26 protein-coding genes are annotated in these 26,507 nt (G+C 47.7%); 11 read left to right on the forward strand and 15 right to left on the reverse strand.

Annotation, left to right across the window (positions count from 1 at the left end; genetic code table 11):
• Window positions 1-44: 44 nt before the first annotated feature.
• A complete protein-coding gene (locus tag ACBP46_RS02000; protein ID WP_371015061.1) occupies window positions 45-506 on the reverse strand; it encodes a YraN family protein in 462 nt (153 codons plus the stop codon).
• On the opposite strand from ACBP46_RS02000, the gene rsmI reads away from it, so the two are divergent.
• Entirely contained in the window at window positions 505-1,431 is a 927-nt protein-coding gene (rsmI, locus tag ACBP46_RS02005; RefSeq protein WP_371015062.1) for a 16S rRNA (cytidine(1402)-2'-O)-methyltransferase, read from the forward strand. The genes ACBP46_RS02000 and rsmI overlap by 2 nt on opposite strands.
• Here the strand turns inward: rsmI and ACBP46_RS02010 are convergent.
• From ACBP46_RS02010 to ACBP46_RS02055, 10 genes are all read right to left on the reverse strand, one after another.
• Window positions 1,428-2,393, reverse strand: a complete 966-nt coding sequence (locus ACBP46_RS02010; protein WP_371015063.1) for a septal ring lytic transglycosylase RlpA family protein — start codon at window positions 2,391-2,393, stop codon at window positions 1,428-1,430. The two genes, rsmI and ACBP46_RS02010, sit on opposite strands and share 4 nt — an antisense overlap.
• Window positions 2,390-3,268, reverse strand: coding sequence for an RNase adapter RapZ (gene rapZ / locus ACBP46_RS02015; protein WP_371015064.1), 879 nt, complete (start codon window positions 3,266-3,268; stop codon window positions 2,390-2,392). Before rapZ ends, ACBP46_RS02010 begins: the two co-directional genes overlap by 4 nt.
• Before the next feature lie 12 nt (window positions 3,269-3,280).
• The gene (hprK, locus tag ACBP46_RS02020; RefSeq protein ID WP_371015065.1) at window positions 3,281-4,219 is read right to left on the reverse strand and encodes an HPr(Ser) kinase/phosphatase; all 939 of its coding nucleotides are present in this window, start codon (window positions 4,217-4,219) and stop codon (window positions 3,281-3,283) included.
• Window positions 4,203-4,682: a PTS sugar transporter subunit IIA gene (locus ACBP46_RS02025; protein ID WP_371015066.1), complete on the reverse strand. Its 480-nt coding sequence runs from the start codon at window positions 4,680-4,682 to the stop codon at window positions 4,203-4,205. Before ACBP46_RS02025 ends, hprK begins: the two co-directional genes overlap by 17 nt.
• A gap of 147 nt (window positions 4,683-4,829) precedes the next feature.
• Complete coding sequence (gene hpf / locus ACBP46_RS02030) at window positions 4,830-5,162, reverse strand: ribosome hibernation-promoting factor, HPF/YfiA family (RefSeq protein WP_371015067.1); 333 nt, start codon at window positions 5,160-5,162, stop codon at window positions 4,830-4,832.
• 185 nt (window positions 5,163-5,347) lie between these two features.
• The gene (lptB, locus tag ACBP46_RS02035) at window positions 5,348-6,109 is read right to left on the reverse strand and encodes an LPS export ABC transporter ATP-binding protein (RefSeq protein ID WP_371015068.1); all 762 of its coding nucleotides are present in this window, start codon (window positions 6,107-6,109) and stop codon (window positions 5,348-5,350) included.
• 2 nt (window positions 6,110-6,111) lie between these two features.
• Window positions 6,112-6,675 (reverse strand): lipopolysaccharide transport periplasmic protein LptA, encoded by a 564-nt coding sequence (gene lptA, locus ACBP46_RS02040; protein ID WP_371015069.1) that lies wholly within the window; start codon window positions 6,673-6,675, stop codon window positions 6,112-6,114.
• The gene (lptC, locus tag ACBP46_RS02045) at window positions 6,668-7,270 is read right to left on the reverse strand and encodes an LPS export ABC transporter periplasmic protein LptC (RefSeq protein WP_371015070.1); all 603 of its coding nucleotides are present in this window, start codon (window positions 7,268-7,270) and stop codon (window positions 6,668-6,670) included. Before lptC ends, lptA begins: the two co-directional genes overlap by 8 nt.
• Entirely contained in the window at window positions 7,270-7,878 is a 609-nt protein-coding gene (locus ACBP46_RS02050) for a KdsC family phosphatase (RefSeq protein WP_371015071.1), read from the reverse strand. The genes lptC and ACBP46_RS02050 overlap by 1 nt, the downstream gene beginning before the upstream one ends.
• Complete coding sequence (locus ACBP46_RS02055; protein ID WP_371015072.1) at window positions 7,878-8,873, reverse strand: KpsF/GutQ family sugar-phosphate isomerase; 996 nt, start codon at window positions 8,871-8,873, stop codon at window positions 7,878-7,880. Before ACBP46_RS02055 ends, ACBP46_RS02050 begins: the two co-directional genes overlap by 1 nt.
• Before the next feature lie 237 nt (window positions 8,874-9,110).
• Here ACBP46_RS02055 and ACBP46_RS02060 point away from each other — a divergent pair, with 237 nt between their 5' ends.
• From ACBP46_RS02060 to ACBP46_RS02100, 9 genes are all read left to right on the forward strand, one after another.
• Window positions 9,111-9,674 (forward strand): GbsR/MarR family transcriptional regulator, encoded by a 564-nt coding sequence (locus tag ACBP46_RS02060; RefSeq protein ID WP_371015073.1) that lies wholly within the window; start codon window positions 9,111-9,113, stop codon window positions 9,672-9,674.
• The gene (locus ACBP46_RS02065) at window positions 9,671-11,239 is read left to right on the forward strand and encodes a cytochrome ubiquinol oxidase subunit I (RefSeq protein ID WP_371015074.1); all 1,569 of its coding nucleotides are present in this window, start codon (window positions 9,671-9,673) and stop codon (window positions 11,237-11,239) included. The genes ACBP46_RS02060 and ACBP46_RS02065 overlap by 4 nt, the downstream gene beginning before the upstream one ends.
• A gap of 10 nt (window positions 11,240-11,249) precedes the next feature.
• Window positions 11,250-12,410 carry a cytochrome d ubiquinol oxidase subunit II gene (gene cydB / locus ACBP46_RS02070; protein WP_371015075.1) on the forward strand — a complete coding sequence of 387 codons (1,161 nt, stop codon included), beginning with the start codon at window positions 11,250-11,252 and terminating at the stop codon, window positions 12,408-12,410.
• An 11-nt stretch (window positions 12,411-12,421) separates the two neighbouring features.
• Window positions 12,422-12,544, forward strand: a complete 123-nt coding sequence (gene cydX, locus ACBP46_RS02075) for a cytochrome bd-I oxidase subunit CydX (RefSeq protein WP_371015076.1) — start codon at window positions 12,422-12,424, stop codon at window positions 12,542-12,544.
• Window positions 12,545-12,561: 17 nt separating this feature from the next.
• A complete protein-coding gene (cydD, locus tag ACBP46_RS02080) occupies window positions 12,562-14,268 on the forward strand; it encodes a thiol reductant ABC exporter subunit CydD (RefSeq protein WP_371015077.1) in 1,707 nt (568 codons plus the stop codon).
• Window positions 14,265-15,929: a thiol reductant ABC exporter subunit CydC gene (gene cydC, locus ACBP46_RS02085; RefSeq protein ID WP_371015078.1), complete on the forward strand. Its 1,665-nt coding sequence runs from the start codon at window positions 14,265-14,267 to the stop codon at window positions 15,927-15,929. Before cydD ends, cydC begins: the two co-directional genes overlap by 4 nt.
• Before the next feature lie 97 nt (window positions 15,930-16,026).
• Complete coding sequence (locus ACBP46_RS02090) at window positions 16,027-16,584, forward strand: adenine phosphoribosyltransferase (RefSeq protein WP_371015079.1); 558 nt, start codon at window positions 16,027-16,029, stop codon at window positions 16,582-16,584.
• Between the two features lie 65 nt (window positions 16,585-16,649).
• Window positions 16,650-17,102 (forward strand): DMT family transporter, encoded by a 453-nt coding sequence (locus ACBP46_RS02095; protein ID WP_371015080.1) that lies wholly within the window; start codon window positions 16,650-16,652, stop codon window positions 17,100-17,102.
• Window positions 17,103-17,177: 75 nt separating this feature from the next.
• Window positions 17,178-18,398 (forward strand): MFS transporter, encoded by a 1,221-nt coding sequence (locus tag ACBP46_RS02100; protein WP_371015081.1) that lies wholly within the window; start codon window positions 17,178-17,180, stop codon window positions 18,396-18,398.
• 60 nt (window positions 18,399-18,458) lie between these two features.
• Here the strand turns inward: ACBP46_RS02100 and ACBP46_RS02105 are convergent, their stop codons facing one another.
• Window positions 18,459-22,391: a DUF3683 domain-containing protein gene (locus ACBP46_RS02105; protein ID WP_371015082.1), complete on the reverse strand. Its 3,933-nt coding sequence runs from the start codon at window positions 22,389-22,391 to the stop codon at window positions 18,459-18,461.
• Window positions 22,392-22,508: 117 nt separating this feature from the next.
• Window positions 22,509-23,054, reverse strand: coding sequence for a YqaA family protein (locus ACBP46_RS02110; RefSeq protein WP_371015083.1), 546 nt, complete (start codon window positions 23,052-23,054; stop codon window positions 22,509-22,511).
• A gap of 113 nt (window positions 23,055-23,167) precedes the next feature.
• Between ACBP46_RS02110 and ilvA the strand changes: the two genes are divergently transcribed.
• Window positions 23,168-24,676: a threonine ammonia-lyase, biosynthetic gene (gene ilvA / locus ACBP46_RS02115; protein WP_371015084.1), complete on the forward strand. Its 1,509-nt coding sequence runs from the start codon at window positions 23,168-23,170 to the stop codon at window positions 24,674-24,676.
• Window positions 24,677-24,722: 46 nt separating this feature from the next.
• Here the strand turns inward: ilvA and ACBP46_RS02120 are convergent, their stop codons facing one another.
• Both ACBP46_RS02120 and phoR read right to left on the reverse strand, forming a co-directional pair.
• Window positions 24,723-25,154, reverse strand: coding sequence for a VOC family protein (locus ACBP46_RS02120; protein ID WP_371015085.1), 432 nt, complete (start codon window positions 25,152-25,154; stop codon window positions 24,723-24,725).
• 53 nt (window positions 25,155-25,207) lie between these two features.
• On the reverse strand, window positions 25,208-26,506 hold the full coding sequence (gene phoR / locus ACBP46_RS02125; RefSeq protein WP_371015086.1) for a phosphate regulon sensor histidine kinase PhoR: 1,299 nt from the start codon (window positions 26,504-26,506) through the stop codon (window positions 25,208-25,210).
• Between the last annotated feature and the right edge of the window lies 1 nt (window position 26,507).

Below are 26,507 nucleotides of genomic sequence, written 5' to 3' on the forward strand. Positions count from 1 at the left end.
ACGTTTAGTCGTATTGTAATGAATAACGGCGCGAAGGTGGAATGCTACCTGAATGCATCTTGAATCCAATGCAGGGTGTTACCTTCGAAGGCAACCACATCAAACCGACAAAAAGGCGTGTGACCGTCAAAGTATAAATGGGTCCATTGAGGCAGTAATTGCTGGGCTAAGCGTTTAATGCGTTGCTGTTTGGCTAGAGAGACGCTGGATCGCGCTCCACCATAATAAGCGTCATGGCGGTAGCGCACCTCAATAAAAACCAATGTAGTGAAAGATCGTGCCACAATATCAATTTCCCCGTACATAGAGTGTGTGTTTTTTTCCAATATCACCAAACCCTGTTGCTCTAAGAACGCAGCGGCTTGGTTTTCTTTGGCAAAACCAATTTTTTGACTTGTGGAAAGACGTGGCGATGTAGTGCGGGGCCGGCGAGCTGTTTTGACTCGCGCTAAGCGTTGGCGTTGTGCTTCTCGAGCAAGCGCCTCTGGACTGAGATTTTTTTTCATGAGTAGTACTATGCAAACCACAGAACAAGGAATACAGCTTTTGACACGCCTTGCAGAGCGCGTGCAATCGCAAGCATGGCCTAAACATACGCTATATGTGGTGGCTACGCCTATAGGTAACCTAGGTGATTTCACCCTACGCGGCTGGCATTGCTTGGGTCTCTGTGATGTGATTGCAGCCGAGGACACGCGTTCCTCGCGTCCACTACTAGAAGCGTGGGGCATCCAAACCCCATTAATTGCCGCACACCGTCACAACGAGGCTCAGGTGGCTGAGCAGATCGTAGCGCGCCTAGAGCAGGGAGAACGGGTGGCGTTGGTGTCCGATGCGGGGGCACCGGCTGTTAGTGACCCAGGCGGGCGTATTGTAAGAGCTGTACGCAAGGCCGGTTATAACGTAGTCGCTATACCAGGGGCTTCGGCAGTGATTACTGCTTTAATGGCTAGTGGTGTTACTAGCGATGAAAACCCCGCCTTTCTATTTGCTGGGTTTATGCCACCCAAGAGCATGGCACGTAAAAAATGGCTTCAAGACTGGGCTCAAACAGCTGCGCCGGTTGTAATGTTTGAAAGCCCGCACCGCATTAAAGTCGCTGTAAGCGACATGGCTGCGCTTTTTCCTGAGCGCCACATTACGTTTGCCCGTGAGCTCACCAAGCGTTTTGAACATGTTCATACCTGTGCTTTAGCCGAAGCATTGGCTTGGCTTGAGTCAGACAGTTATCACCAGCAAGGCGAGTTTGTACTGATACTTCATGCAGAGCCCACCACAGAGCAAACCACGCAACTGGACTCGGCGACACAAAATTGGCTTAAAGCCTTGCTTGAGCATGTATCTTCTCGCGATGCCGTAAAAGTAGCAGTTAAAGCCACCGGTTTACCCCGTGATTTAATCTATGACTGGGTATTGGCCCACAAAGATTAACGCACAGCCAAGGTAGGCTTGTGACCCGTTTCAGACTCAATGACTTGGGCTACCGTTAGCGCTTCAGCGCGGCTCGCGTATGGGCCCATCTGTACACGGAATAAATCGCCTGTGGGCTCAATATGGGCATCTCTGTAGTCTAATGCACCCACATCGCGATTGATTTGTGCAGCAAGCTCGGTGGCGCTTTGAGCATTACGGTAGGCACCAAACTGCAAAAAGACTAAAGGCAAGCCATTTCCAGCAATAGGCCGCAGTTGGGTAGGAGGATCGGCAGGAGGACGTATTTCTAAGCCAAGGCTAGACTCTGTTTTATTAGGTGAAAGACCAGCCAAAAACTGGCCTAAGTCTTCGGGCATATCGGTGGGGCTGGTGTCATCCACATAGCGTCCAGCTCGGATATCATCGTGAGTAATCGCTTCAACAATAACAGAGCCGCTGCCGGGGGCAATTAAGCCCAATTTGGCTGCCGCTACATACGATAAATCAATAATACGGTTACTGTGAAAAGGGCCACGATCATTGATGCGTACGATAACGGATTGTCCTGTGTGGGGTCGAGTGACTTTGGCATAGCTGGGCAGAGGTAACGTAGGATGAGCCGCTGTCATGGCATACATGTCGTAGATTTCACCATTGGCCGTTTTGCGCCCATGGAATTTTTTGCCATACCAAGACGCGGTGCCGGTTTGTCTAAACGGTTGCTCTGCAGAAAGAGGTGTGTAGCTCCTGCCTAAAACCGTATAAGGACGCATATTAGCAGGAGCATGTGTTTCAATGCGCGGTGTGGCATTGGGAATAGCATGTAGGTTCTTAGGAGTATCTAAACCTGGGCCATCGTCTTGGTAGTAGCCACCACCTGTGGTGCTTTTTTGACTTGTTTTAGGGCCGCTAGAGCAGCCCACAAAAATGAGACTGAGAAGAAAGCAAAAAGAGCAAAGAACAAAAAAACGCGAAGTCATAGGGGTAAGTTAACAGGGGGCTGATTTCGGTGTCGTATCAATAAAGAAGGATGGTGTGCAAAACGCAATGCTAACTGTTCTGTTACGTAAACAGAGCGATGCTGCCCACCAGTACAGCCAATAGCTACCGTTAAGTAATTGCGTGTGTCTTGCATATATAAGGGCAACCAACGCTCTACAAAACTAGCAATGTCATTCACCATATTTTCCACACTTCCAAACTGGGACAGCCACTTTGCTACGGGCTCGTCTTTACCCGTCATGGGGCGTAGCTCTGGATCGTAATGTGGATTGGGTAGACAGCGCACATCAAAAATAAGGTCGGCGTCACCAGGTGTTCCACGCTTATAAGCAAATGACTCAAAGGTTAACACCACTGGTGAGCGGTCAATTTGTATCAGGTCGCGTACCCAAGCACGTAGTTGACCGGGAGTTAGGTCACTGGTGTCAATGGTGTGCTCAGATTCACGCAACGATGCCATCATGCTACGTTCTGCGTCTATGCATGCTTGTAATGAAGGAGACTGGCCTTCGGTGCGCAAACGATCGGTGAGCGGGTGACGACGACGTGACTCAGAGTACCGTTGAGTTAGGGTGTGGTCATTGGCATCTAAGAACAAAACACTGAGTTGGATCGTGTCTTGGGAACGCAGCGTTTGAATGATGTCTGGCAACTGGTGTAGATCGCCGGGGGCACGTACATCAATAGCGACGGCCACACGTTCTAGGCCTACTTGGATGGCTCGCTCTACAAAATCGTGTAAATAAGGCACAGGCAAATTATCTACACAGGTATAGCCGGTGTCTTCGAGCAGACGTAACGCAACCGATTTTCCCGACCCTGAAATACCAGTAATTAAAACAACTTTTAGCATAAGAACCCAATTTTACGAGGAGGATGAAGGGGGACTGCTCTCCATCATAGCAAGCGCTTGGCGCTGCATAAATTCCTGCATGGTGTCTATACCACGAATACTTAATATGGTGTTTCGTACCGCGGCCTCTACAAGCACAGCTAGATTACGGCCTGCAGCGACTTGAAGCATTACCTGACGAATCTCAACCCCCAATACCGTTTGGGTTTGTTGTTGAATGGGTAAACGTTCAAAGCTATCTGCATTAGAGCGCAGCAAGTGCACAATTAAACGTAAAGGCATTTTACGCCGAACCGAGGTCTCACCAAAAATGGTGCGAATGTCGAGCAAGCCCAAGCCCCGTACTTCGAGCAGGTTTTGAATTAAAGGCGGACAATGACCTTCGATAATATGGGGCGCGGTACGAGACAGTTCAACGGCATCATCGGCCACAAGACCGTGACCGCGCGAAATTAACTCTAAAGCTAATTCGCTCTTGCCTAGCCCGGATTCGCCGGTAATCATCACACCCAAGCCTAAAACATCTAAAAAAACGCCATGCATTAAAGTAGAAGGGGCTAAACGTTTAGTTAGGTAGACCCGCAACACATCAATGAGTTCCGCGGCATCGCGCTGGGTATTAAGTAGAGGAATATTGTGCTGAGCGCAATAGGCAATGAGTTCGTCTGGAGCTTGACTGATACCTGCAACGATTAAGGCAGGCACACCGCCGTCGATGAGCTCAGAAAGATAGTACTGCCGTTTGGCTGAGTCAAATTTGTGGTAGTAATTAAGTTCCTCCACGCCTAAGACCTGAATGCGACGTGGATGAATTAAATTGAGATGACCAATTAAGTCTGCTGAGGCCATCCCAACATCTAACTCAATGGTTAGCGCGGCCTGTTCGCCAGCTAACCATTGAAAATCAAGACGAGTCTGGTTATCGCTAACCAGCTCATGAATGCTCAGCATGCGAGTCGTTTCCTATAGAAGTCGTTAAGAGCTGATGAATCACAACTGGGTCGGATTCAATTTCTAGCTCATGACGTAACGTGCTATCGGACATTTGGCGTGCAATTTCAGCAAGTAAATCTAAATGAATTTGCGTAGCGTGTTCGGGGACCAATAAAAAAAATAATAAACGCGCGCTGCGACCATCGCTAGCATCAAAGCGAATGGGCTCGGCCAGTCGCATAAAGGCACCAATCGGGTCTTTAAGGTCTTTGATACGGCCATGTGGTACAGCAACCTCGTGCCCTAAGGCCGTGGAGCCTAAACGCTCACGTGCAATAAGGCTTTGAAAAATGGCAGTGCGAGAAATGCCGTGGTGATTTTCAAAGAGTAGGCTGGCTTGTTCAAAAGCGCGTTTTTTACTCGTAACAGCAATATCAAGCACGATATTGGAGGGGGGGAGTATGCGTGACAGTAAGTTCATAGCTGCCATTATAGGGTGATTAATTAACTAGCAATATACACTGACATTTAATACGATGTTAGCGAAATAATAAAGCCCCGTGCAAAGGTGCTGCGGGGCTTATGGTGAGTGTATCACCCTATGGGTGTAGGGTAAAAGTGGTAATAATTAAGCAAAAGAACTTTCAAGCCGTTTGGGAGCAGTATGATGCGAGGGATGGGCCTGATTTTTTGTTTTGTATTTGATGATTTGGCGTTCGAGCTTATCCGTGAGTAAGTCAATAGCAGCGTAGAGGGACTCTTCGGAGTCAGAGCAATGTAAGCTTTTTCCTGTCACAGGCAGGGTGACCTCGGCGGTATGCTTGAGACGTTCGACTGAGAGTATGATTTGTGCTTCGACTACGGTATCGAAGTGTTTGTTGAGTCTACCGATTTTATTTTGCACGTAGTCACGAATAGCGGGGGTGACTTCAAGGTTGCGGCCGGTGATATTCAGAATCATAGTTTCTCCTGTGTGTGAATAAAAACGCATAAAAGCGCATAGAAAAGTCGATTTGTAAAACCTCCTTTTTGTTATTTACACAGTTTCAGTATACCCAAATTTATTGAAAAAGCTATGAGGAATATCAACCGAAAAAGACTCGCTCACACCTGATTTAATTGTGTTGAAAACCCGATGCGAGTTACTTACATTTTGAAGTTTTTGCCTAAATAAACTTCTCGTACCGCTTCGTTATGAATAATTTCATTTGGGTGTCCGCTGGTTAGAACAGAACCGTCACTAATAATATAAGCGCGGTCGCAAATGCCTAGGGTTTCACGAACGTTGTGATCGGTAATTAGCACCCCGATTTGGCGTGATTTTAAAAATTGGACAATGCGTTGAATTTCTATGACTGCAATAGGGTCCACGCCCGCAAATGGCTCATCTAATAAAATAAAACGAGGGTTAGTGGCAAGCGCTCGGGCAATTTCCACACGACGTCGCTCACCCCCCGATAACGATAGGGCGGTATTGTGTCGAATATGATTAATTTGCAGCTCATCGATGAGGTGATTGAGCTGCTCTTCGATTTCCGAACGAGTTAAACCACGGCCTTTACTATCGCGCTGCAGCTCTAAGACGGCACGTATGTTGTTTTCTACATTTAATCGTCTAAATACGGAAGCGTCTTGGGGCAAGTACGACAAGCCCAAATGGGCACGCTGATGCATAGGCATGGTGGTGATGTTCGTACCATCAATTTCGATGCGCCCAGACGCGACTGGCACAATCCCTACAATCATATAGAAACTGGTGGTTTTACCGGCACCATTGGGGCCAAGTAAGCCAACGACCTCACCGCTTTCTACCTGCAAGCTGACGTCTTTGACTACAGTACGTTTGCCATACGTTTTACGTAAACCTACAGCACGTAAACTGCCTTTAGTAATAGGGGAGCTAGCCATAATTAATGAGACTTTTGTTGACACTCGGCAATGGCACGGTCAATGTGTGCCCGAGGGCGTGCGACCGATCGCACTCGGTTTTGACCGGAGCCTGAGGGGGCATTGCTAACGGCTTGGTAGGTGTCAGTTTTTTTATTATAGACAACCCGATCGCCGCTAATGCTATCAATAGCTGTACCACACACATAGCGCGTGATCACGGCTTTGCCTACGAGGGTAAGCTGTTCAGTCGCACTGTTGTATTCCGCTTTGTGGCTTTCGCCTTTAATAATTTCAAACTTTTCTGGACTTTCTTGGCGTACAAGTACGTTTGGGCTATTTGAGACGGTTGCTACAGCATGCTGAGCCCCATCTGCAGTTTCGTTAACCACGATTTTATCTGCTTTGAGATTTAGGTTGCCTCGTGTCAGGATGACATTGCCTACAAAGGTACTGAGACGGTTTATGTCATCGTATTCTAACGAGTCGGACAAAATCACTGTGTCAGGATCTGCAGCCTGAGCCCAGGTAGCGGTGCTACCAAAGCTAAGCAAAAGAGTAAGAGAGAGCAGTAAAGGTTTAATCATGGGTAGAGGAGGTCTGTGGCGCAGCAGTAGGGGTCATGATGACGTGAGAATCGCGGTGTACATGTAGCTGCCGAGTGGTATTGTTGTAAGTCATGCCGGTTCCTTGGAGAGTATGTGAACCGTTTCTAACCACGGCTGGATCATCTGTTTCCATTGTATCTTGATTTGGGTAAAGTACGATACGTTCGCTGCGTACTGAAAGCACGTCGCCGTTGGCGTCGGCTTGGCGCTGCAATAATGCATTGCCTACAAGCTGGATGCGGGCCCCATCCTGATCCATGATAGCGTTATCGGACTGTGCCGTCATAATAGGATTTTGGATTTGATTAAGGGTGATGATAGCTTCATCTAAGTGGTAGGAGTCGTCATCGGGGTAGTGCAGCATATAAGTCCCCTCTAGACGATTGATTGCAATCCCTTCTTCGTTAGTACGCAGCATGACAAAGTTTTGAGCCCATGTGTCAGGCTCATGTGTTTGGCGTCGAGGCGGATCTAGTGCCACGGTATTTAATGTATAGTTAGCCGCCCACCAAGTGCTTAGTACTAGCAGCACCAACAACAGCAAAGCCACAAGAGAAGGGAGTCGTTCACGCATTATTGGGGGCTACCTGTTATTAAGCTAACAGGGGGGCTTTGAGTAAAATAATGCCCTAGGCGTCCCTGTGCCGCCAAAATCAAATCACAGCATTTACGAGCAGCACCATAGCCCCCTTCGATATCTGATACCCAGTGGGCCAGTTGACGGATATATTGCGGAGCATTAGGTACGCTAGCTACAAAGCCTACGCGTTTCATGGCGCTAAGGTCGATGAGATCATCGCCCATAAAACCAATTTGGGTCATATCAAGGTTGTATTGTTGCGCGAGCTGCTGCAACACAACGGCCTTGTCACGGATGCCTTGGTGGACCTCGTTAATGCCTAGCTCGCTGGCCCGACGCGAAACTATGCCCCCTTGGCGACCTGTAACCATGGCGACGGTAATGCCGCATTCTTGGAGCAAACGTAGTCCATAACCGTCGAGCGCATGGAAAGCCTTGAAGCATTCACCTTCTTCGTTATAAAACAAGCGGCCATCAGTTAGTACGCCATCTACATCAAACACCATTAAACGTACTTTGCGTAGTCGCTCTTGGGTTTCTGCTGCAATAGGTGCGAGCAATAACGATTCGACGGGATGAGGAATATAGGTAGATTGACTCATTATATGACCTTCGCATCAAGTAAATCATGCATATGTAAAGCCCCTAATAATAGCCCGTTTGCATCAGTTATCAAGACTTGATTCAGGCGTAAGCGGTCCATGGTGTTAGCGGCCTTGATGGCTAGCTCGGTAGCAGGCAAGGTCTGAGGGTGAGGTGTCATCCCTTGTTCTACGGTTAGATGACGTATATCGCCACAACGCGCGATAAGCCTACGTAAATCGCCATCAGTGAAAATGCCAATGGGGCGACGAGCATTGTCCATTACAATGGTCATACCCATTCCCTTAGCTGACATTTCTGCCAGAGCATCAGTAACTAAGGTTTGGGCATTGACTAAGGGCAAGGCATCCCCTTTACGCATGATGTCATTCACATAGGTAAGCAACTGTCTACCCAGTGCCCCGCCCGGGTGCGAGCGTGCAAAGTCCTCTCGACTAAAACCACGTGCTTCTAAACAGGCAACGGCCAGCGCATCACCCAGAACTAGAGTGGCCGTAGTGCTCGAGGTGGGTGCTAGGTTTAACGGGCACGCTTCATGCGCAACATGCACATCTAAATGCAGGTCTGCATTCTGAGCCAAATCCGAGTTCTGATGACCTGTAATTGCTATAAATGGGCAGCCCAAACGTTTTGTGGTTGTCAAAACAGTTAACAGTTCACTTGCAGTACCTGAGTACGAAATGGCGATAACCACATCGTCTTTTGTGATCATGCCTAAATCACCATGGAGGGCTTCTGCAGCATGCATAAAAAAAGCAGGTGTACCCGTAGAGGCAAAGGTGGCAGCGACTTTTCGTCCTATGTGCCCCGATTTACCAATACCCGTTACTACGACGCGGCCTTTGCAGTGCAAAATACAATCCACCACCAAATAAAAATCGTGATCCAACCGAGCCGCTAGCTCGGCCAACGCTTTGATCTCTGTGTGAAAAGTACGTTGTGCGGAGCTAAGCGCAGCATCCGACGTAAATGAAGACAAGGTGATAGAGCTCATAACAGACAGGCAGGCATCTATTGCCATTATTTGATTGAAGTACTGAGATTTTACAATCAATTGAAGCCAGAAGGGGAAGTCTAAATGTCTCCGTTTAGTCCAGCCACTTTTTACGCTAGCGTATCCTAAAGTCTACTAATTCTTTCTTATGTATCAGTAAATGTTGAAAAACCTTAGAGAGAGTTATATGATGCTGAAAGTATTGTAATTTCAGTAATTACTGAAAATTGGAAATTTATGAAGTTAGACCCACAAGCTGAAAGATTTGTTCTTCACTTTGGTGAGATGGGCGGTCGTTGGGGTGTGAACCGCACTGTCGGACAAATTTACGCGTTGTTATTTTTGTCACCCGAGCCTTTAAATGCAGAAAGTATCGCAGAGACTTTAGGTATATCTCGTTCTAATGTTTCTATGAGCTTAAAAGAACTGCAGTCCTGGCGTTTAGTGCAAATGGTGCACAAACCCAGCGATCGCCGAGAGTACTTTCAAGCGCCTGATGATGTCTGGGATATTTTCCGTGTACTGGTCGAGGAAAAGCGTAAGCGTGAAATTGATCCAACCTTAACGTTATTGCGAGGCTTGCTGCTTGAAGAGCCTCAAAATGATGGAGAGGCCTACGAACAACAACGTATTACCGATATGTTAGAGCTTATTGAGCTAGCCACTGGTTGGTTCGATGAGGTTCATCATTTACCCCCTGAAACCTTACAAGGCCTAATGCGGTTAGGTGCTAAGGTGCAGAAAGTGTTAGGGGTGGCAGGTAGAGTGCGCAAATCAATCGGTTCAGGAGAATCCAAATGATAGATCTTGATGTAGTGACACTGTCGCGCTTGCAGTTTGCGTTGACAGCTATGTTTCACTTTATATTCGTGCCGCTAACACTGGGCTTAGCCTTTTTGCTTGCCATTATGGAAAGCGTCTATGTGATGACCGGAAAGGATATCTGGCGTCGCATGACGATGTTTTGGGGTAAGCTGTTCGGCATTAACTTTGCTGTTGGCGTTGCGACAGGTGTGGTGATGGAGTTCCAGTTCGGTATGAACTGGTCGTACTACAGTCATTATGTGGGTGATATTTTTGGTGCGCCGCTTGCCATTGAAGGCCTAATGGCTTTCTTTATGGAAGCCACGTTTATTGGGGTCTTCTTTTTTGGCTGGAACCGCTTATCAAAAATCGGCCACCTCATTGTGACCTGGTTGGTAGCCATCGGTGCCAACTTTTCGGCGCTTTGGATTCTTATTGCAAACGGTTGGATGCAAAACCCAACTGGGGCTCACTTCAATCCGCACACGATGCGTATGGAGCTAGAGAGCTTTGTCGATGTCATTTTTAATCCCGTTGCTCAAGCAAAATTTGTCCACACTGTTAGCTCGGGTTATACCTTAGCTGCCGTCTTTGTCTTGGGTGTTAGTGCTTGGTATGTGATGCGTGGTCGGCATTTGGAAATTGCACGACGCTCTATGGTGGTAGCTGCTAGCTTTGGCTTAGCCGGTTCCCTTTCTGTGGTGGTGTTAGGTGATGAAAGCGGTTATCTCACCACGGAACACCAAAAAATGAAAATTGCTGCGATGGAATCCATGTGGGAAACCGAGCCTGCTCCTGCTAATTTCAACTTAATCGCTATCCCTAATCAAAATGAACGGCGCAATGATTTTGCCATTGAGATTCCATGGGTTATGGGTTTAATTGGCACGCGCTCTGTTACTGAGCCTATGCTGGGTATTAATGAGTTGGTTTCGATGGCCGAAGAGCAGATCAAAAGTGGCTTGATTGCCTACGATGCGTTGCAGACATTGCGGGATAACAAAGCAGATGCTGATGCACAGGCGTTTTTTGACGAACACTGGAAAGACCTAGGCTATGCGTTGCTGTTGAAACGCTACACACACGATATTCGTAATGCAACACCCGAGCAAATTGCACAAGCAGCATGGGATACCGTGCCGCAGGTTGCGCCGTTGTTCTGGACCTTCCGCATTATGGTAGGTATTGGTGTTTACCTAATTGGGTTTTTCATGGTGGCGTTTTACTTGGCCTCCAGAGATCGGATCACACATTCACCACGTTTCTTAAAGTTTGCGTTATTTAGCATCCCGTTGCCTTGGATTGCAATTGAGTGTGGCTGGTTTGTGGCCGAATTTGGTCGTCAACCTTGGGCTATCGAAGGTGTGTTGCCAACGTATTACGCGGCCTCTGGGTTGAGTCTGGCGGATCTAGCCATTAGTTTAAGCATTTTTATTGTGCTCTATACCATTTTGGCTATCGTGGGCGTTAAAGTCATGGTTAAGGCCATCAAACATGGCCCAGAAGATGAGCCTGCCGTGCCTGCAACTGATTTTGCGGCTGATGCTGCATTAGCCAAATAAGGAGTCGAAGATGGAATCACTGATATTACTTGATTACGTCACCTTGCGGCATGTCTGGTGGGTCTTGCTAGGCGTATTGTTAGTAGCCTTTGCCATCATGGATGGTGCCGATCTAGGTGTTGCCATGCTTTTGCCCCTGGTTGCTAAAACAGATGCAGAGCGCCGAGTACTCTATAACGTAATTGGTCCGGTCTGGGAAGGGAACCAAGTGTGGCTGATTGTCGCTGGCGGGGTGATATTTGCTGCGTGGCCCTTGTTGTATGCTTTGTCCTTTTCTGGTTTTTACCTAGCCATGATGCTGCTTTTAGTCGCGCTTATCGTGCGTCCGGTAGCTATTAAATACCGCAGTAAAATTGAAAGTGTGGCGTGGCGTCGAAACTGGGATGCAATTTGGTGTGCGTCGGGGCTGGTTAGCGCCTTAGTGTTTGGCGTTGCTATAGGCAACGTTATGTTAGGCGTTCCGTTTTATTTCGAGCCAGATACGCTCCGACCTGTTTACGAAGGTAGCTTTTTTGCTTTGTTCCAACCGTTTGCCTTGTTAAGTGGTTTGCTCAGCATCTTACTTATGCTGATGCAAGGCGGGGTGGTATTAAGCTGGAAAACAGAAGGCGAGGTGGCGCGTTTAGCCACTCGCTGGGCCCGTTATGCAGGCTTAGGTGCCCTTGTTGTGTTTATTTTGGGTGGTGTTTGGATCGCCTCTTCTGTAACAGGCTATAGCCTTGATACCAGCTTAATTAATGGTAATGACGTCTCCAATCCTTTGCTAGCGACTAAAGAGATCGCTAAACAAAGTGGCGCTTGGATGTTGAACTATGAGCTAGCTCCCCTGACTTGGATAGCCCCTGTAGTGGGTGTGTTGGGTGCATTGGCAGCTGTGGTTTTAGTGGGTGGCGGTAGTTTACTGGCCGTGATTATGTCCTCACTCAGCATTGCAGGTGTGATTTTTACCTTTGGGTTTTCAACCTATCCGTTTTTGTTACCTTCGTCTTCACAGCCAGCAGCAAGCTTAACTCTTTTTGATGCATCAGCTAGCCATTGGAGTCTGTGGGTTATGCTTTTAGTCACTGTGGTGTTTTTGCCCTTGATTATTGCTTACACCTCTTGGGTCTATAGCATTATGCGCGGCAAAGTAACATCGGAGTCGGTTGATTCGGCCCCACACTCTTATTAAGGAGTCATGGTATGTGGTATTTTTCTTGGATTTTGGGCTTGGGTTTAGCGTGTGCTTTTTCTATATTGAATGCGATGTGGTTCGAGCTACGTGTAGTTAGCAAAAGAGAACAGGAAGCATTAACTAAACCTTAACCCTCTCATCTGTGTGTATGTCTAAAACTCAATCTAAATCGGAAGCTGCGGTGCAACGCCGTTGGCTTTCAGGGGTGGGGCGCCAAGCACCTACAGCCATGTTCTGGGCTGTATGCGCACCGCTTCTAGATGGGGCTTTTATGATCATACAGGCTTGGTTCTTGGCTAACACCTTGGACCAAGCCATCCGTCTTTCTATTGCGCCCGTCCAGTTATTAGGGGCCATGGCTACCATTGCTGGGCTTATTGTTCTACGTGCCAGTATTAATTGGTCTGGAGAGCAGGCAGCTAGCCATGCGGCTGAAACCATCAAGCTGCAAATACGGCGTCAACTTTTTGCCTTAACTCTATCTAAAGGGCCTGCCTGGTCAAAACAGCACCCCGTGGGTGCTTTAACTGTTGCTTTATTAGATCAGGTACAAGCACTGGACGGTTACTTGCAGCGTTATTTGCCTGCTTTAGTGAGTGCGGTAATTCTTCCTTTAGCTATTGCTCTGGTCGTGTTGCCGGTGGATTGGGTGGTTGCTTTATTGTTTATTGTTACCGCTCCATTAATTCCTTTGTTTATGGCATTAATTGGTATGCGTGCCGAGGCCGCTAACCAAAAACACCAACGTGTGCTGAGTCGCTTATCAGGGGTTTTTTCCGATCGAATTCGTGGCTTATTTACCTTAGCTTTGTTAGGGCGCACCTCAGACGAGGTACGTTCAGTACGCTCAGCTAGCGTAGCGTTAAGCCAAACCACTATGAAAGTTTTGCGTATTGCATTTCTTTCATCCGCCGTGCTTGAGCTCTTTGCCGCTTTAGGGGTAGCGGGCGTTGCGGTCTACATCGGCCTTAGCTATTTAGGCATGTTGGGTAGTCACTTCACTGGGTTTAGTTTGCAGCATGGGCTGTTTTGTTTGCTACTGGCTCCCGAAGTCTATAACCCTTTACGTAAGCTAGCGGCTAGCTATCATGATCGGGCCACAGCTAAAGTAGCGGTTAACGCGCTGCATCAGCTGTATGAGCAGTTGCCGCTTTTAACCGAAGAGCTGCCGCTATCACCCAGCTCCCCGGTAGTGCGATTTTATGAACCGACCTCAAAGCCTTTGATTCAAGCAGAACAATTACGGCTTTGGTCGCCCAAAGGGGCACTATTACTCCAAAACACAAATTTCACCTTAAATCGTGGGCAACACGTAGCCCTCATGGGGGCGAGTGGTTTAGGTAAGACTTCCTTTTTAGAGACTCTGGTTGGCTTACGTCCTTATGTGAAAGGGCATGTGGGGTTCAGTTGCTCCCCTACAGATGTGGTGTTGATTGGGCCTCATCCTTTTATTGGCTTAGGAACCATTGCCGAGTTTTTGCGGCGGGTACAACCCGCTGCAACAGATGAGCAATTATGGGCGGCTCTTGAGCAGGCGCAAGCGGCTCAGTTTGTGCGTCTATTGCCAAAGGGCCTGGCGACCCAGCTTGGAACGCGTGGTCACGGTTTATCCGGAGGTCAAGCACACCGATTAGCCTTAGCGCGATTATTTTTAACGGACCCTGCCGTGATTTTACTGGATGAACCTACCGCGCATTTAGACAGCACCACTCGTGATCAGGTCTTAGCTGCTATTTTGCGCTTTGCTCAACAACGCTGCCTAATCATCGCAACGCATGACCCAGAGGTGGCTGTTCAGTTAGGGCAGGTGTGGGAATTAGAGAACCAACAGTTGCTGCAGCGAGACGCCTTATGAAGCTATGGTGGCAGTTAGCAGGTCCATGGGTTAAACAGCATTGGCGACTTGTGCTCTTGGCGTTGTGCTTGGCTTTATCAACCGTATTCGCCGGCATTGGTTTATTGTCAGTAGCTGGATGGTTTTTAACCGGTGCTTTTCTTGCGGGCAGTACATTAAGTTTTAATTTGTTTGCCCCGTCAGCCTTAGTGCGCGGTTTGTCTATGTGGCGTATTGCGTCAAGGTATGCCGAGCGCATTGTGGGCCATCACGTCACTTTAGACTTACAAGCCGAAATACGCACTCAAAGTTTTGCTCACCTTGCCAGTTTAAAACCTGCCCAATTAGCACAGTATCGTGATGGCGATTTAATTACTCGTTTAATTAATGATATTGAACGTTTAGATAGCTTTTTCTTGTTATTGGTAGCCCCTGTATTTACTGCCCTGATTTCAGGTGTGGTGTTTAGTTTGCTGATGGGGGTGGCATTACCTGTACTGGGCTGGGTGTTATTGGTGGTGCTGTGTTTAGCTGCAGGGGTGTTGCCGTATTTGGTTGCAAAGCGCACCGCTCAAGCTGGGCAGGCGGTGCAGTTCGCTCAAGCAGAATTACGGGCTTGGACCCATGATGCCCTAAACGCACATGCCGATTTATTGGTATTTAATGTAACCCAACAGGCCCAAGACCAGTTTGAGGATGCTGCGCAACATGTAGCAAGAGCGCAAAAGCGTTTGGCTGCTGCAACTAGTTTAGGTAATTGGCTGCAGCAGTTACTAATGGGGATGCTGGTATTAGCGCTACTATGGCTAGGAGCCAGTGCAGACAGTCAGCAAGAGCTATCTGCCCCTGTTTGGGTTGGGTTGTTATTAGGAGCCATGGGGCTATTTGAAATCATAGCGCCCATTATGCGAGGCGCTGCAGGCTTGGGCGCTGTTCATGCTGCTGCGGCTCGTTTGCAAGAGATCAATGCCTCCACACCCTCGTCACTTGAGTCTACCGTAGTCCACTATTCCTCTCTACCCGAGCAGGGCACACTACAGTTAGAACATGTCAGTCTAAGCTATGACTCAGGGGCAAAGGTGTTGGAGGACATTGATTTGGTAGTACCCCAAGGGCAACGTATTAGCATCGAAGGACTAAGTGGTAGCGGGAAAACCACATTGCTATTAGCTATTATGCACATTTACCCTCTAGCTGCTGGTCAAATACGTTATGGCGATGTGGATGTATCTCAGGTCAATCCGACCGAGCTCTATCAACGTTTTGCTTTTTTGTCACAGCACTCAGCCGTTTTTATGGGTACGGTACGCCACAATTTATTATTAGGTGATCCTACAGCAACAGATGAGGCGCTCTGGGAGGTCTTAAAACAAGTCCGTCTAGACGAGCAAATCTCGGCGTTGGGAGGCCTAGAGAGCTGGCTAGGCGAAGGGGGGAACACGCTTTCCTCTGGTCAAGTGCGTCGGTTAAGCCTAGCACGCACTTTGTTGACATCTGCCTCGGTGTGGTTACTCGATGAGCCAACAGCGGGGCTAGATAAAGCCACTGCAGATGCATGGTTAAAAGACTTGCATCATTTGGCTAAAAACCGTACCGTTATCATGGTCACGCATGCTCAGATTCCAGCAGGGGTCGTGCAACATCGTTATCAACTTTCCAATGGACGTTTAATTCGTCGCTAATAGCTTCATAGACGCTTTTAACGACGATTGTGTAAACTTATAGGTTTGCCGCAGGTGCATGGGGCACTTGGGCTTTTTTGTGGTTGTTACTTTTGTTATGCATACTGATCCAGCTGATTATATTCGTCAAACCATACGCAGCGTGCCAAATTGGCCACACCCTGGGGTGACGTTTCGCGACATCACGCCTGTATTACAAAACCCGCAAGCGTTTAGAGTCTTAATTGATCTTTTTGTTTATCGCTACATGCAGCAGCGCTTAGATTTAATAGCTGGTATTGATGCACGTGGTTTTATTGTTGGTTCTGTGCTGGCTTACGAGCTTAATTTGGGTTTTATTCCTGTACGTAAAAAAGGCAAACTTCCTTTTAAAACTGTTGCAGAGGATTACTCTCTCGAGTACGGCAATGCCTCAGTAGAAATTCATACTGATTCGGTGCGTCCAGGGCAGCGCGTATTATTGATCGATGATTTAATCGCTACGGGTGGTACGATGGTTGCCGCGTCCCGTTTATTACAACGGCTCGGTGCCAACACTGTAGAGGCAGCGGCTATTATTGATTTGCCTGATCTAGGCGGGTCTCAGGCGGTACGCGACACAGGGTTATCGGTATTTACCGCTTGCACTTTTCACGAGGACGACCCAGGGAATTAATCGCTTTAGTCCCAACCCAATCAAGCAGCTTTTAAGCTGCTTTCTTTTTTCATTGGATGTGTTTTATGTGGTATTTAGTCATGGCTTTTACAGCGGGTGCGGGAATGGCAATGCAAGCTGCTATTAACTCTCAGCTAGGTAAAGCGCTTTTTACTCAACCTATTTATGCTGCATTTTGGTCGTTTGTGACAGGCACTCTGTTGTTGCTGTGCATGTCAGCCGTGATAGGAAGAGGTCAGTTTATTCAGGCCTTAGGTCAAATTCCACAGCAACCCTGGTGGTATTTAACAGGGGGTATGATAGGTGCTGGGTTGGTGTTCACCAGTATTTTTTTAGCACCTAAACTGGGCGTAGCCAACATGTTGTTTTTTATGGTGTTGGGACAAATTATTTGTGGTTTGCTTATTGATCAATTTGGCCTATTGCACATGCCTGTACGAGAAATAAGCTGGAATAAGATTGTAGGGGTCATTATTATGATCGCCGGGCTGAGTGTGTTTGTTTTTGGCAAACGCTAGCTCTCATTCAACACAAGCTTATTCTTTATTTAAACAAAATTTTTAGCACGCAGACTAAAACCCAAGACTTATTGTATGCAGATTTATCAAAGCCTCACGTTTAGGGCCTTATTGTTTCCTTTGGCCTTTGCCTTGTTTGAGGCCGCTGTTTATATAGGCAATGACTTAGTTCAACCCGCCATGTTGGCAGTCACGCAAGAGTTTGGGGTGGGGGCAGAATGGACCCCTACCTCTATGTCCGCTTATATATTGGGTGGGGCATTATTAGCGGTTTTTTGGGGGCCTATTTCGGATCAGCTAGGGCGGCGTCGTGTATTTTTAAGCGGAGCCTTATTTTTTGTGGCGGGGTGTGTGGCGATTATTTTTACAAGCAGTATCGAGCAGTTTCTGGTGTGGCGTTTCTTACAAGGTACTGCTTTAACCTTAATCACCGCGGTAGGTCTAGCCACCATCCAAGAGGCGTATTCCGAGGCTCATGCTGTGCGCGTCACAGCCATGATTGCCAACATTACTTTATTAGCCCCGTTATTAGGTCCTATTTTAGGCGCGATATTAATTGAGCATGTGTCATGGCATTGGGGCTTTATTGGTATTGCGGCACTGGCTGGCTTGGCGTGGTTGGGCTTATGGCGTCATATGCCCGAAACCCTAACTGAGCATGAACGCACGCCAAAAAACATTAAACAAGTGTTGGGCGATTATAAAGCGGTGCTTACTAGCCGACGTTTTATTATTTTTGCTATGTCAGGCCCGTTGTTGGCCTTGCCGGTGATGCTGTGGATTGCATTATCACCGGTGTTTTTAGTGCAAGAGCTAGGGCTAAGCAATATTGACTATGCATTAAGTCAAATTCCGGTACTAGGTGGGTTGATCTTAGGTAATTTCGTGGTGGCTCGTTGGGTAGAACGCATGCCTTTGGGCAAGACGGTTCTAATTGGTTTTCCTTTTGTGCTCTGTGGCTGGCTTAGTTTGTTGATGGGGGTGCTGTTCAGTGCTCATCTGGTTTTTGCTTTGATTTTTGGTATGAGCTTAATTGCTTTTGGTGAAGGGCTGAGCTTTGCCGTGATGTATCGGTTTGCTTTGGTGTCTTCCCCTGTTAGCAAGGGCACAGTAGCTGCTGCTATTGCGACCTTAAACATGATGTTTTATGCCGTACTGATAGAAATAACTCGTCATCTTTATAGCGCGTGGGGTTTGAGCGCGATGATTGTAATGATTGCGCTCAGTTTAGCTCTGTTTATTCGCTATTCATTACCGCTATTAAAACAACTCATGCAAGAAAGGGAGCGCAATTAATAAAACGCCTTCTGGGTTCTGGCACAGAAGGCGTTTTGTTTAGATGCGCAGAATCAATAATTAAAGTAATACGCGCTCTATACCACCATGATTCGCTTTTTGCACATAGTCGGGCATCCAGTTTTCACCCAAAATATGTTTTGCCATTTCGACCACAATGTAATCGGGTTCGACTTGGGTGTCGTCCTGGTAACGAGACAAGCCCTGTAAACAGGAGGGGCATGAGGTCAACATTTTGACCGTGCCGTTAAAGCCATCGGCAGCAATGGTCTGTTGGTTTTTTTGTAGCTCCTCGAGTTTGCGGAACCGAATTTGAGTAGAAATATCTGGACGTGATACGGCTAAGGTGCCTGATTCCCCACAGCAGCGGTCGGATTTGATGGTGCTTTCCCCTACCAATGATTTAACTGTGCGCATTGGGTCTTGGAGTTTCATGGGGGTATGACAGGGGTCGTGATACATATAACGCACCCCAGTGCTGTTTTCCAGCGTAATGCCTTTTTCTAGCAAGAACTCGTGAATATCAATTAAGCGACAGCCGGGAAAGATTTTTTCAAACTCATAACCAGCCAGTTGGTCATAACAAGTACCGCAACTTACTACCACTGTTTTAATGTCTAAGTAATTTAACGTGGTTGCCATACGATGAAAAAGGACACGGTTATCGGTAATCATTTGATCCGCTTTTTCAAACTCGCCGTTACCGCGTTGTGGATAGCCACAACATAAATAGCTAGGGGGCAAAACGGTCTGTACCCCAGCATGCCAGAGCATGGCTTGTGTAGCTAGGCCCACCTGAGAAAACAGACGCTCGGAACCACAACCGGGAAAGTAAAAAACAGCTTCGGATTCGGTGTGCGTGCGTTTTGGGTCTCGGATAATTGGCACGTAGTTTGAGTCTTCGATATCCAAGAGCTTACGGGCTGTTTGTTTGGGTAGACCCCCCGGCATTTTCTTATTCACAAAGTGAATGACCTGCTCACGGATGGGGGCTTTACCTACCGTAGCGGGTGGGTTTTGTGTTTGTTGGCGCGCCGGCACAGTGAGCACATCGTGGGCTAAACGTTGTGCCTTATAACCGACCTCCATGACTTTACGCGAAGCGTTAATCACTTTTGGAGATTTAGCGTTTAAGAAAAACATGGCTGCAGCCGTACCGGGATTGGCTGATTTTTTCCCCATGCGGCGTAATAGGTGCCGCATTTCCATGGATACATCACCAAAATCAATATCGACTGGACAGGGGTTGTAGCACTTGTGGCAGACCGTGCAATGATCGCCCACGTCCTCGAACTCTTCCCAGTGTTTAAGACTAATGCCACGTCGTGTTTGCTCTTCGTACAGAAAGGCTTCAATTAATAACGATGTAGCTAGAATTTTATTGCGTGGAGAGTACAGTAAGTTTGCACGCGGTACATGGGTAGCGCATACAGGTTTGCATTTGCCGCAGCGCAAACAGTCTTTAATAGCATGGGAAATCGCACCGATTTCGCTGCGCTGCATAATCAAGGATTCGTGACCTAATAGATTAAAGCTAGGTGTCCACGCATGACTGAGGTCAGCCCCAGGCATAAGTTTGCCTGCATTGAAGCGCCCCTCGGGGTCTATGCGTCGCTTGTAGTCTTGAAAGGGCTGTAGTTCTTCTTGGGTAAGGTATTCAAACTTGGTTAAGCCAATGCCGTGTTCGCCCGAGATGACCCCATCTAGATTGCGTGCGATTTGCATAATGCGAGCCACTGTTTCATTGGCCTCTTGGAGCATTTCATAATCGTCAGAGTTAACAGGCAAGTTGGTATGTACGTTGCCATCGCCTGCATGCATGTGCAGCGCTACAAAAACACGGCTGCGCAGGATGCGATCGTGAATTGCTTGAATTTCAGCCAAAATAGCAGCACAAGACGCGCCAGAAAAGTGCTTTTCCATGGCGGCGCGAATTTCATTTTTCCACGAGGTACGCAAGGTATGGTCTTGGAGTAGCTCAAGAACGGTTACGTCTGGTTGTTGTGCTAGGCGTTCATCAAGTGGGCTTAGGGGTTGAATGCCTAGTTGCTCAAACGTTTGAGTCTCATTTTTGGCTAGCGCCTCGAGATTATTTAAGAGCCAGGTCCAGCGTTGACGCACTTGTTGTAATGTAGCCAGTGCGTCTTGACGACGCTCTTCGATGACTTCGCTGCGTGTATGGTCGGCATCATCGTGGTCGGTAATTTTGCCTATGGGCAAATCACCTTTTAAGAAGTGCTCTAGCGCGTTGACCAGTCGCAATTTATTACGCGTGGAAAGCTCAATATTGATGCGTTCAATTTCGTCCGTGTATTCGCCCATGCGGTGCAAGGGGATAACAACGTCCTCGTTAATTTTAAACGCATTTGTGTGACGCGCGATAGCGGCCGTACGAGCACGATCAAGCCAGAAGCGTTTGCGGGCTTCGGCACTGACTGCCACAAAGCCCTCACCATGACGAGTGTTGGCAAAGCGGATGACCTCGCTAGCCGCTTTGGCTACGGCGCTTTCATCATCACCAACAATATCGCCAATAAGCACCATTTTGGGTAAACCACTGCGTTTGCTTTTGGTGGCATAACCGACGGCACGTAAATAACGTTCGTCTAAATGTTCGAGACCTGCTAAAACTGCACCCATAGCTTGGCCCGCAGTGTCTAGATAATTTTTAATTTCTACAATGGATGGCACAGCGTTGCGTGCCGAGCCGAAGAATTCTAAACACACGGTACGGGTATGCTCGGGCATCCGGTGTAAGATCCACCGCGCTGCGGTAATAATGCCATCACAGCCTTCTTTTTGTACCCCAGGTAGACCAGCCAAGAATTTATCGGTGACGTCTTTGCCTAGACCTACTTTTCTGAAGCGTTGACCCTTAATGACTAAGGTGTCTTGACGTAGCAATTGGGCACCCGGCGCAAATGCCCCGTCATACCAACGCAGATCAAAAATAGCTTCGTCTACTTCGTGGATTTTGCCAAGACTGTGATTAATACGTGTGACCTCTAGCCAGTTACCCTCGGGGTCCACCATGCGCCACCAGCTTAGGTTATCTAACGCCGTACCCCAAAGGACGGCTTTTTTGCCACCGGCATTCATGGCGACGTTGCCGCCAATACAGGAGGCGTCAGCAGAGGTGGGGTCCACAGCAAAAACGCGACCTGCGGCTTGAGCCGCCTCGTCTACACGGCGTGTAACTACGCCGGCCCCAGTTAGAATGGTATGGGTGGGCTCGTCTAGGCCAGGTAGTTGTACGGCTTCGACAGGGCCAATGGCATCCAGTTTTTCTGTATTGATAACGGCTGAGCGAGGGCTAAGCGGAATAGCGCCGCCGGTATAACCGGTGCCACCCCCACGAGGGATGATGGTGAGTTTGAGTTCGATACAGGCGCGTACCAGAGCGGCAATTTCTTCTTCGGTATCGGGTGTTAAGACCACGAAGGGGTATTCAACGCGCCAGTCGGTGGCATCTGTAACATGGGAAACGCGAGATAAGCCATCAAACTTAATATTATGCTTTGCGGTAATAGATGAAAGGCGCTTTAAAACCTGTTGGCGTAAATCGCGAGCCTCGTGAAACTCACGTTCAAAGTCGGTAACGGCTTGGCGTGCAGCAGCTAAGAGAGTTAGTACTTTTTGATCGCGATCAGGCACATGGGCATCGCGACGAGCATTGATTTCATTTAAGCGGTGTGACAGGGCTTCAGTCAACTGTTGTTGACGTTTGGGGTTAGCAAGCAAGTCGTCTTGTAGATACGGGTTGCGACGCACTACCCAAATATCACCTAACACTTCGAATAACATCCGAGCGGAACGGCCAGTGCGACGCTCTGAGCGTAGCTCGGAGAGCTTTTCCCATGCCTCAGAGCCCAGTAAACGGAGCACAATTTCTCTGTCAGAATAAGAGGTGTAGTTATAGGGGATTTCGCGCAGACGACTGGTTAAATCGGGAGCATTCGCGGCTAGAAATTGGCTTGCGACCGGAGCATTCATAGTGTTTGGACTAAAGCGTTTAAGATGTGTTAAACAGGGAACGCTTTAGTTTAAATCATTCATGGCAGCAAGGTATGGGCAGATTGTAGTTTTTATGTGGAATTAAGGAAAAAAGCGCTAATTCCAACCTAGATAAGGCAAGAGCCACAAAATGGCAGAGGTCATAAGCGTATAGCGTAAAAACTTCCCAATCGTCATATAAAACACACAAGGCCAAAAAGAAAGTCGCATCCAACCAGCTAATGCACAAAGTGGATCGCCAACTAGAGGCAGCCAAGAGAACAGCAATGCTTTAGGCCCTAGGCGTTGTAGCCAGTGGGTAACTGTTTTATGCCAACGTCCTGCTGCTTTTTGGCTGTAGTGGCTTTGGTCAGAGGACTCATTAGGGTGATTTTTACGCCAGGTAGCATAGGTTTTGGCCGCACCTAAACCCATCCAGTAGCTAATAGCGCCTCCTAGGGTGTTACCAATGGTTGCCACGGTAACGGCATACCAAAAATGAGTAGGCTCTACTGCAACATAGGCTAAAACGGCTGGCTCAGACCCAAGCGGTAATAAGGTAGCTGAAACTAAGCTAATAATAAAAATGGCACTCAGACCGACCTTAGGCAAAGCCCATATCTCGAGTAGCCACATAACGGTGTCATGTGTCCAAGCTTCCATAAATGTCCTGATTTGCTAGCGATTAATTGCGTAGTATGACGCCTATTTGTGTTGGGGGTATGGTATTCTTTTTGATTTTACTGCGTCAGATTTTGTGAAGTAACCAGCCCATTATGTCCAACGACTATCTAAAACGAACCCTAACTTCTAAAGTGTATGATGTGATCTCAGAGACCCCTCTTGAGCTTGCAGCATTAGCTTCAGCCAAACTAAACAACCGTATTCTACTCAAACGTGAAGATCAATTGGCGGTATTTAGTTTTAAGTTACGCGGCGCTTACAACAAAATGGCGCAGCTAACTCAAGAGGAATTAAAGCGTGGTGTTATAGCCGCTTCAGCAGGCAACCATGCACAGGGGGTGGCTTTTTCCGCACGTCGTTTAGGCAGTCGCGCTGTAATTGTGATGCCCACTACTACGCCGCAGCTTAAAGTAGAAGCAGTACGTAATTTGGGTGGCGAGGTGGTTCTGGCCGGTGAAAGTTATTCAGACGCTTATGACCATGCTCTGACTTTAATGGAGCAGCAGGGCTTAACTTTTGTACACCCTTTTGATGACCCCGATGTCATTGCCGGGCAGGGCACCGTAGGGATGGAAATTCTGCACCAACATCCAGGCCCTATTCATGCCATTTTTGTGCCTATCGGTGGGGGCGGGCTTATTGCAGGGGTTGCGGCTTATATAAAACAGCTACGTCCCGAAATAAAAATCATAGGGGTGCAAACCGAAGACTCTGCAGCTATGAAACGTAGTGTAAAAGCAAAGCGTCGTTTAGTGCTAAATGATGTTGGTTTGTTTTCTGATGGCACTGCAGTCAAACAGGTGGGCTCGGAGACCTTTAAACTCACTCAAAAATACGCTGATGATTTTGTATTAGTAGATACGGACGCTATTTGTGCCGCCATAAAAGATGTATTCCAAGACACACGTAGTGTGCTTGAGCCAGCGGGCGCATTGGCGATGGCAGGTGCAAAAAAATACATTCGAGAGCACAAGCTCAGCGATGAGACGGTTATTGCTATCACATCCGGTGCGAATATGAACTTCGATCGGCTGCGTTTTGTGGCCGAACGCGCTGATGTGGGCTTAGATCGTGAAGCGCTTTTTGCCATCACACTAGCAGAAAAACATGGCAGTTTTTTACGGCTCTGTGAAGCACTAGGGGATCGCTCTGTAACAGAGTTTAATTACCGTATTTCTGATCCTGACACTGCCCATGTGTTTGTAGGTTTGCAAACGCAGTCAGCCGAAGAGGTAGACAAACTCGAGCAGCATTTTGTGGCTAAAGGTTTTCCCACCCTAAACTTAACGCATAACGAAATGGCTAAAACGCATTTACGTTATATGGTGGGAGGGAAATCAGATTTAGCTCAGCATGAAGTGTTGTATCGTTTCGAGTTTCCAGAACGCCCTGGTGCATTGCGCCGCTTCCTAAGCAGCATGAACCCCGAGTGGAATATTAGTCTTTTCCATTATCGAAATCAGGGCGATGATTATGGTCGCATTTTAGTCGGTATTCAGGTGCCGCCTGCCGATAAGAAAGCTTTTAAAGAGTTCTTGAATGAGCTGGGTTATCCGTATTGGAATGAGTCCGATAACCCCGTCTATAAGCTGTTTTTATAATTGCTTCATTAGCTAAATAAAAAGCCACCTTGAGGGTGGCTTTTTTTTATTTGGCAAAAAGAGAGTCTAAAGAATGAAAGGCTTTAAACTCTAGCGCATTGCCAGAGGGATCTAAAAAGAACATGGTGGCTTGTTCACCAGGCTGACCTTTGAAGCGAATGTAAGGCTTGATGACGAATTCGGTACCGTCCTCTTCAAGACGTTGGGCCAGCGCTTCCCAAGTGGTCATATCAAGCACCACACCAAAGTGACGCACCGGCACGTTGTGCTCGTCTACATCGCTGGTGGCAACAGGCGTGCACTCCTCGGGAGCAAGGTGTGCAACGATTTGATGTCCAAATAAATTAAAGTCAATCCATTGGTCAGAGGATCGGCCTTCGGGGCAACCCATTTTTTGACCATAAAAAGCACGAGCTTCGTCAAGGTCGCGTACAGGAAACGCCAAGTGAAAAGGACGAATGGAGGCTTGATCAGACATAAATTTTGTACTCCAAAGTAAAGTGTTATACGTATTATCTGACCATAATAGCCTTAACTGTTATGAATGCGAACTCGATCCACAGGAAAATGAATACTGAATGTACTACCTGCGGCATAGCGGCTTTTAATTTCCAGTTCGGCCTGATGCCTAGAGACGACGTGACGGGTAATGGCAAGACCTAATCCCGTGCCTCCGGTCGCGCGCGAGCGGCCTTTGTCGGCACGATAAAAACGCTCAGTAAGCCGTGGAATGTCTTGTGGTGCTATGCCAATACCTGTGTCTTGGACAGAAAAAGTGGCAGTGCCATCATTGTTGACAAACCAGCTGGTGGTGATGGTGCCGTCTTTGGGGGTGTAACGCACGGCATTGGTTAGCAAGTTGCTAATTGCAGAGCTCAGCTCAGTTTCTGAACCTTCAATCCAAAGCGTTTCGTCCAAAGCGGTAACAAATACATGTTGACCGTCTGAGAGAGCATGGGCACGGGTAAGCGCTTGTTCAATTAGGTGGGTGACAGCAATAGGTGTTTGATCAGAAGTAGGAGAGGACTCAAGCGTGGAGAGGGTTAACAGATCCGCCACAATGGCCTGCATATGCTGGGCCTGCTCAATCATCATTTGTTCATAGCGTGCTCGCTGCTCTACCCCTAACGAGTCTGCTGGCATGTCTTGTAGGGTTTCTAAAAAGCCTAATAAAACCGTTAATGGTGTGCGTAACTCGTGCGAAACATTGGCTACAAAGTCTTTACGCGTGGTTTCTAGCTTTTCCATTTGTGTGATATCGCGTGAAACCAGTAAAAACTGCCCTAAACCGTATGGCGTTAAATGCAAGGCTAGGGTTTTTTCCTCGCTGCCTTGGTGGATATGTAGGGTGAGGGTTTGGTCCCAGTTTTGGCTTTGGGCATACTGTGCAAACTCGGGAGATCGCACAATATTAAAAATGCTTTGTTGTCGGTCCGTAGCTAGGTTTAAACCCAGATGCTGACTGGCGGATTTATTGCACCACTGCACATGCAGCTCTTTGTTTAACGTTACCGCTCCGTCAGGCAGGGCCTCTGCTGCCATCATCATGCTTTCTATATGGCGATCTTGGTCATGAATATAAAGCCGGTTTTGTTTTAGCTTTCGATAAATTGGGGCTAGCACCTCATCCCATGGCCCTACTGATGGAGGCGGAGGTGCATCCAGATTAGTTACCCAACGTTGAATTTTTTGTAATTGAAACGTTCCGACTAGGATTAGTAGCAATAAACCTAAGGCAAATAGTCCCCAGCCGGTAGCGGGGCCTAACCACCATCCAATTGCGGCAGAAAAAACGGCCCAAAAAAAGAGAGTGTTTAGGTTTTTGCTCATG

This window comes from Paenalcaligenes hominis (genome assembly GCF_041359055.1).
Taxonomy (GTDB): domain Bacteria; phylum Pseudomonadota; class Gammaproteobacteria; order Burkholderiales; family Burkholderiaceae_B; genus Paenalcaligenes; species Paenalcaligenes hominis_A.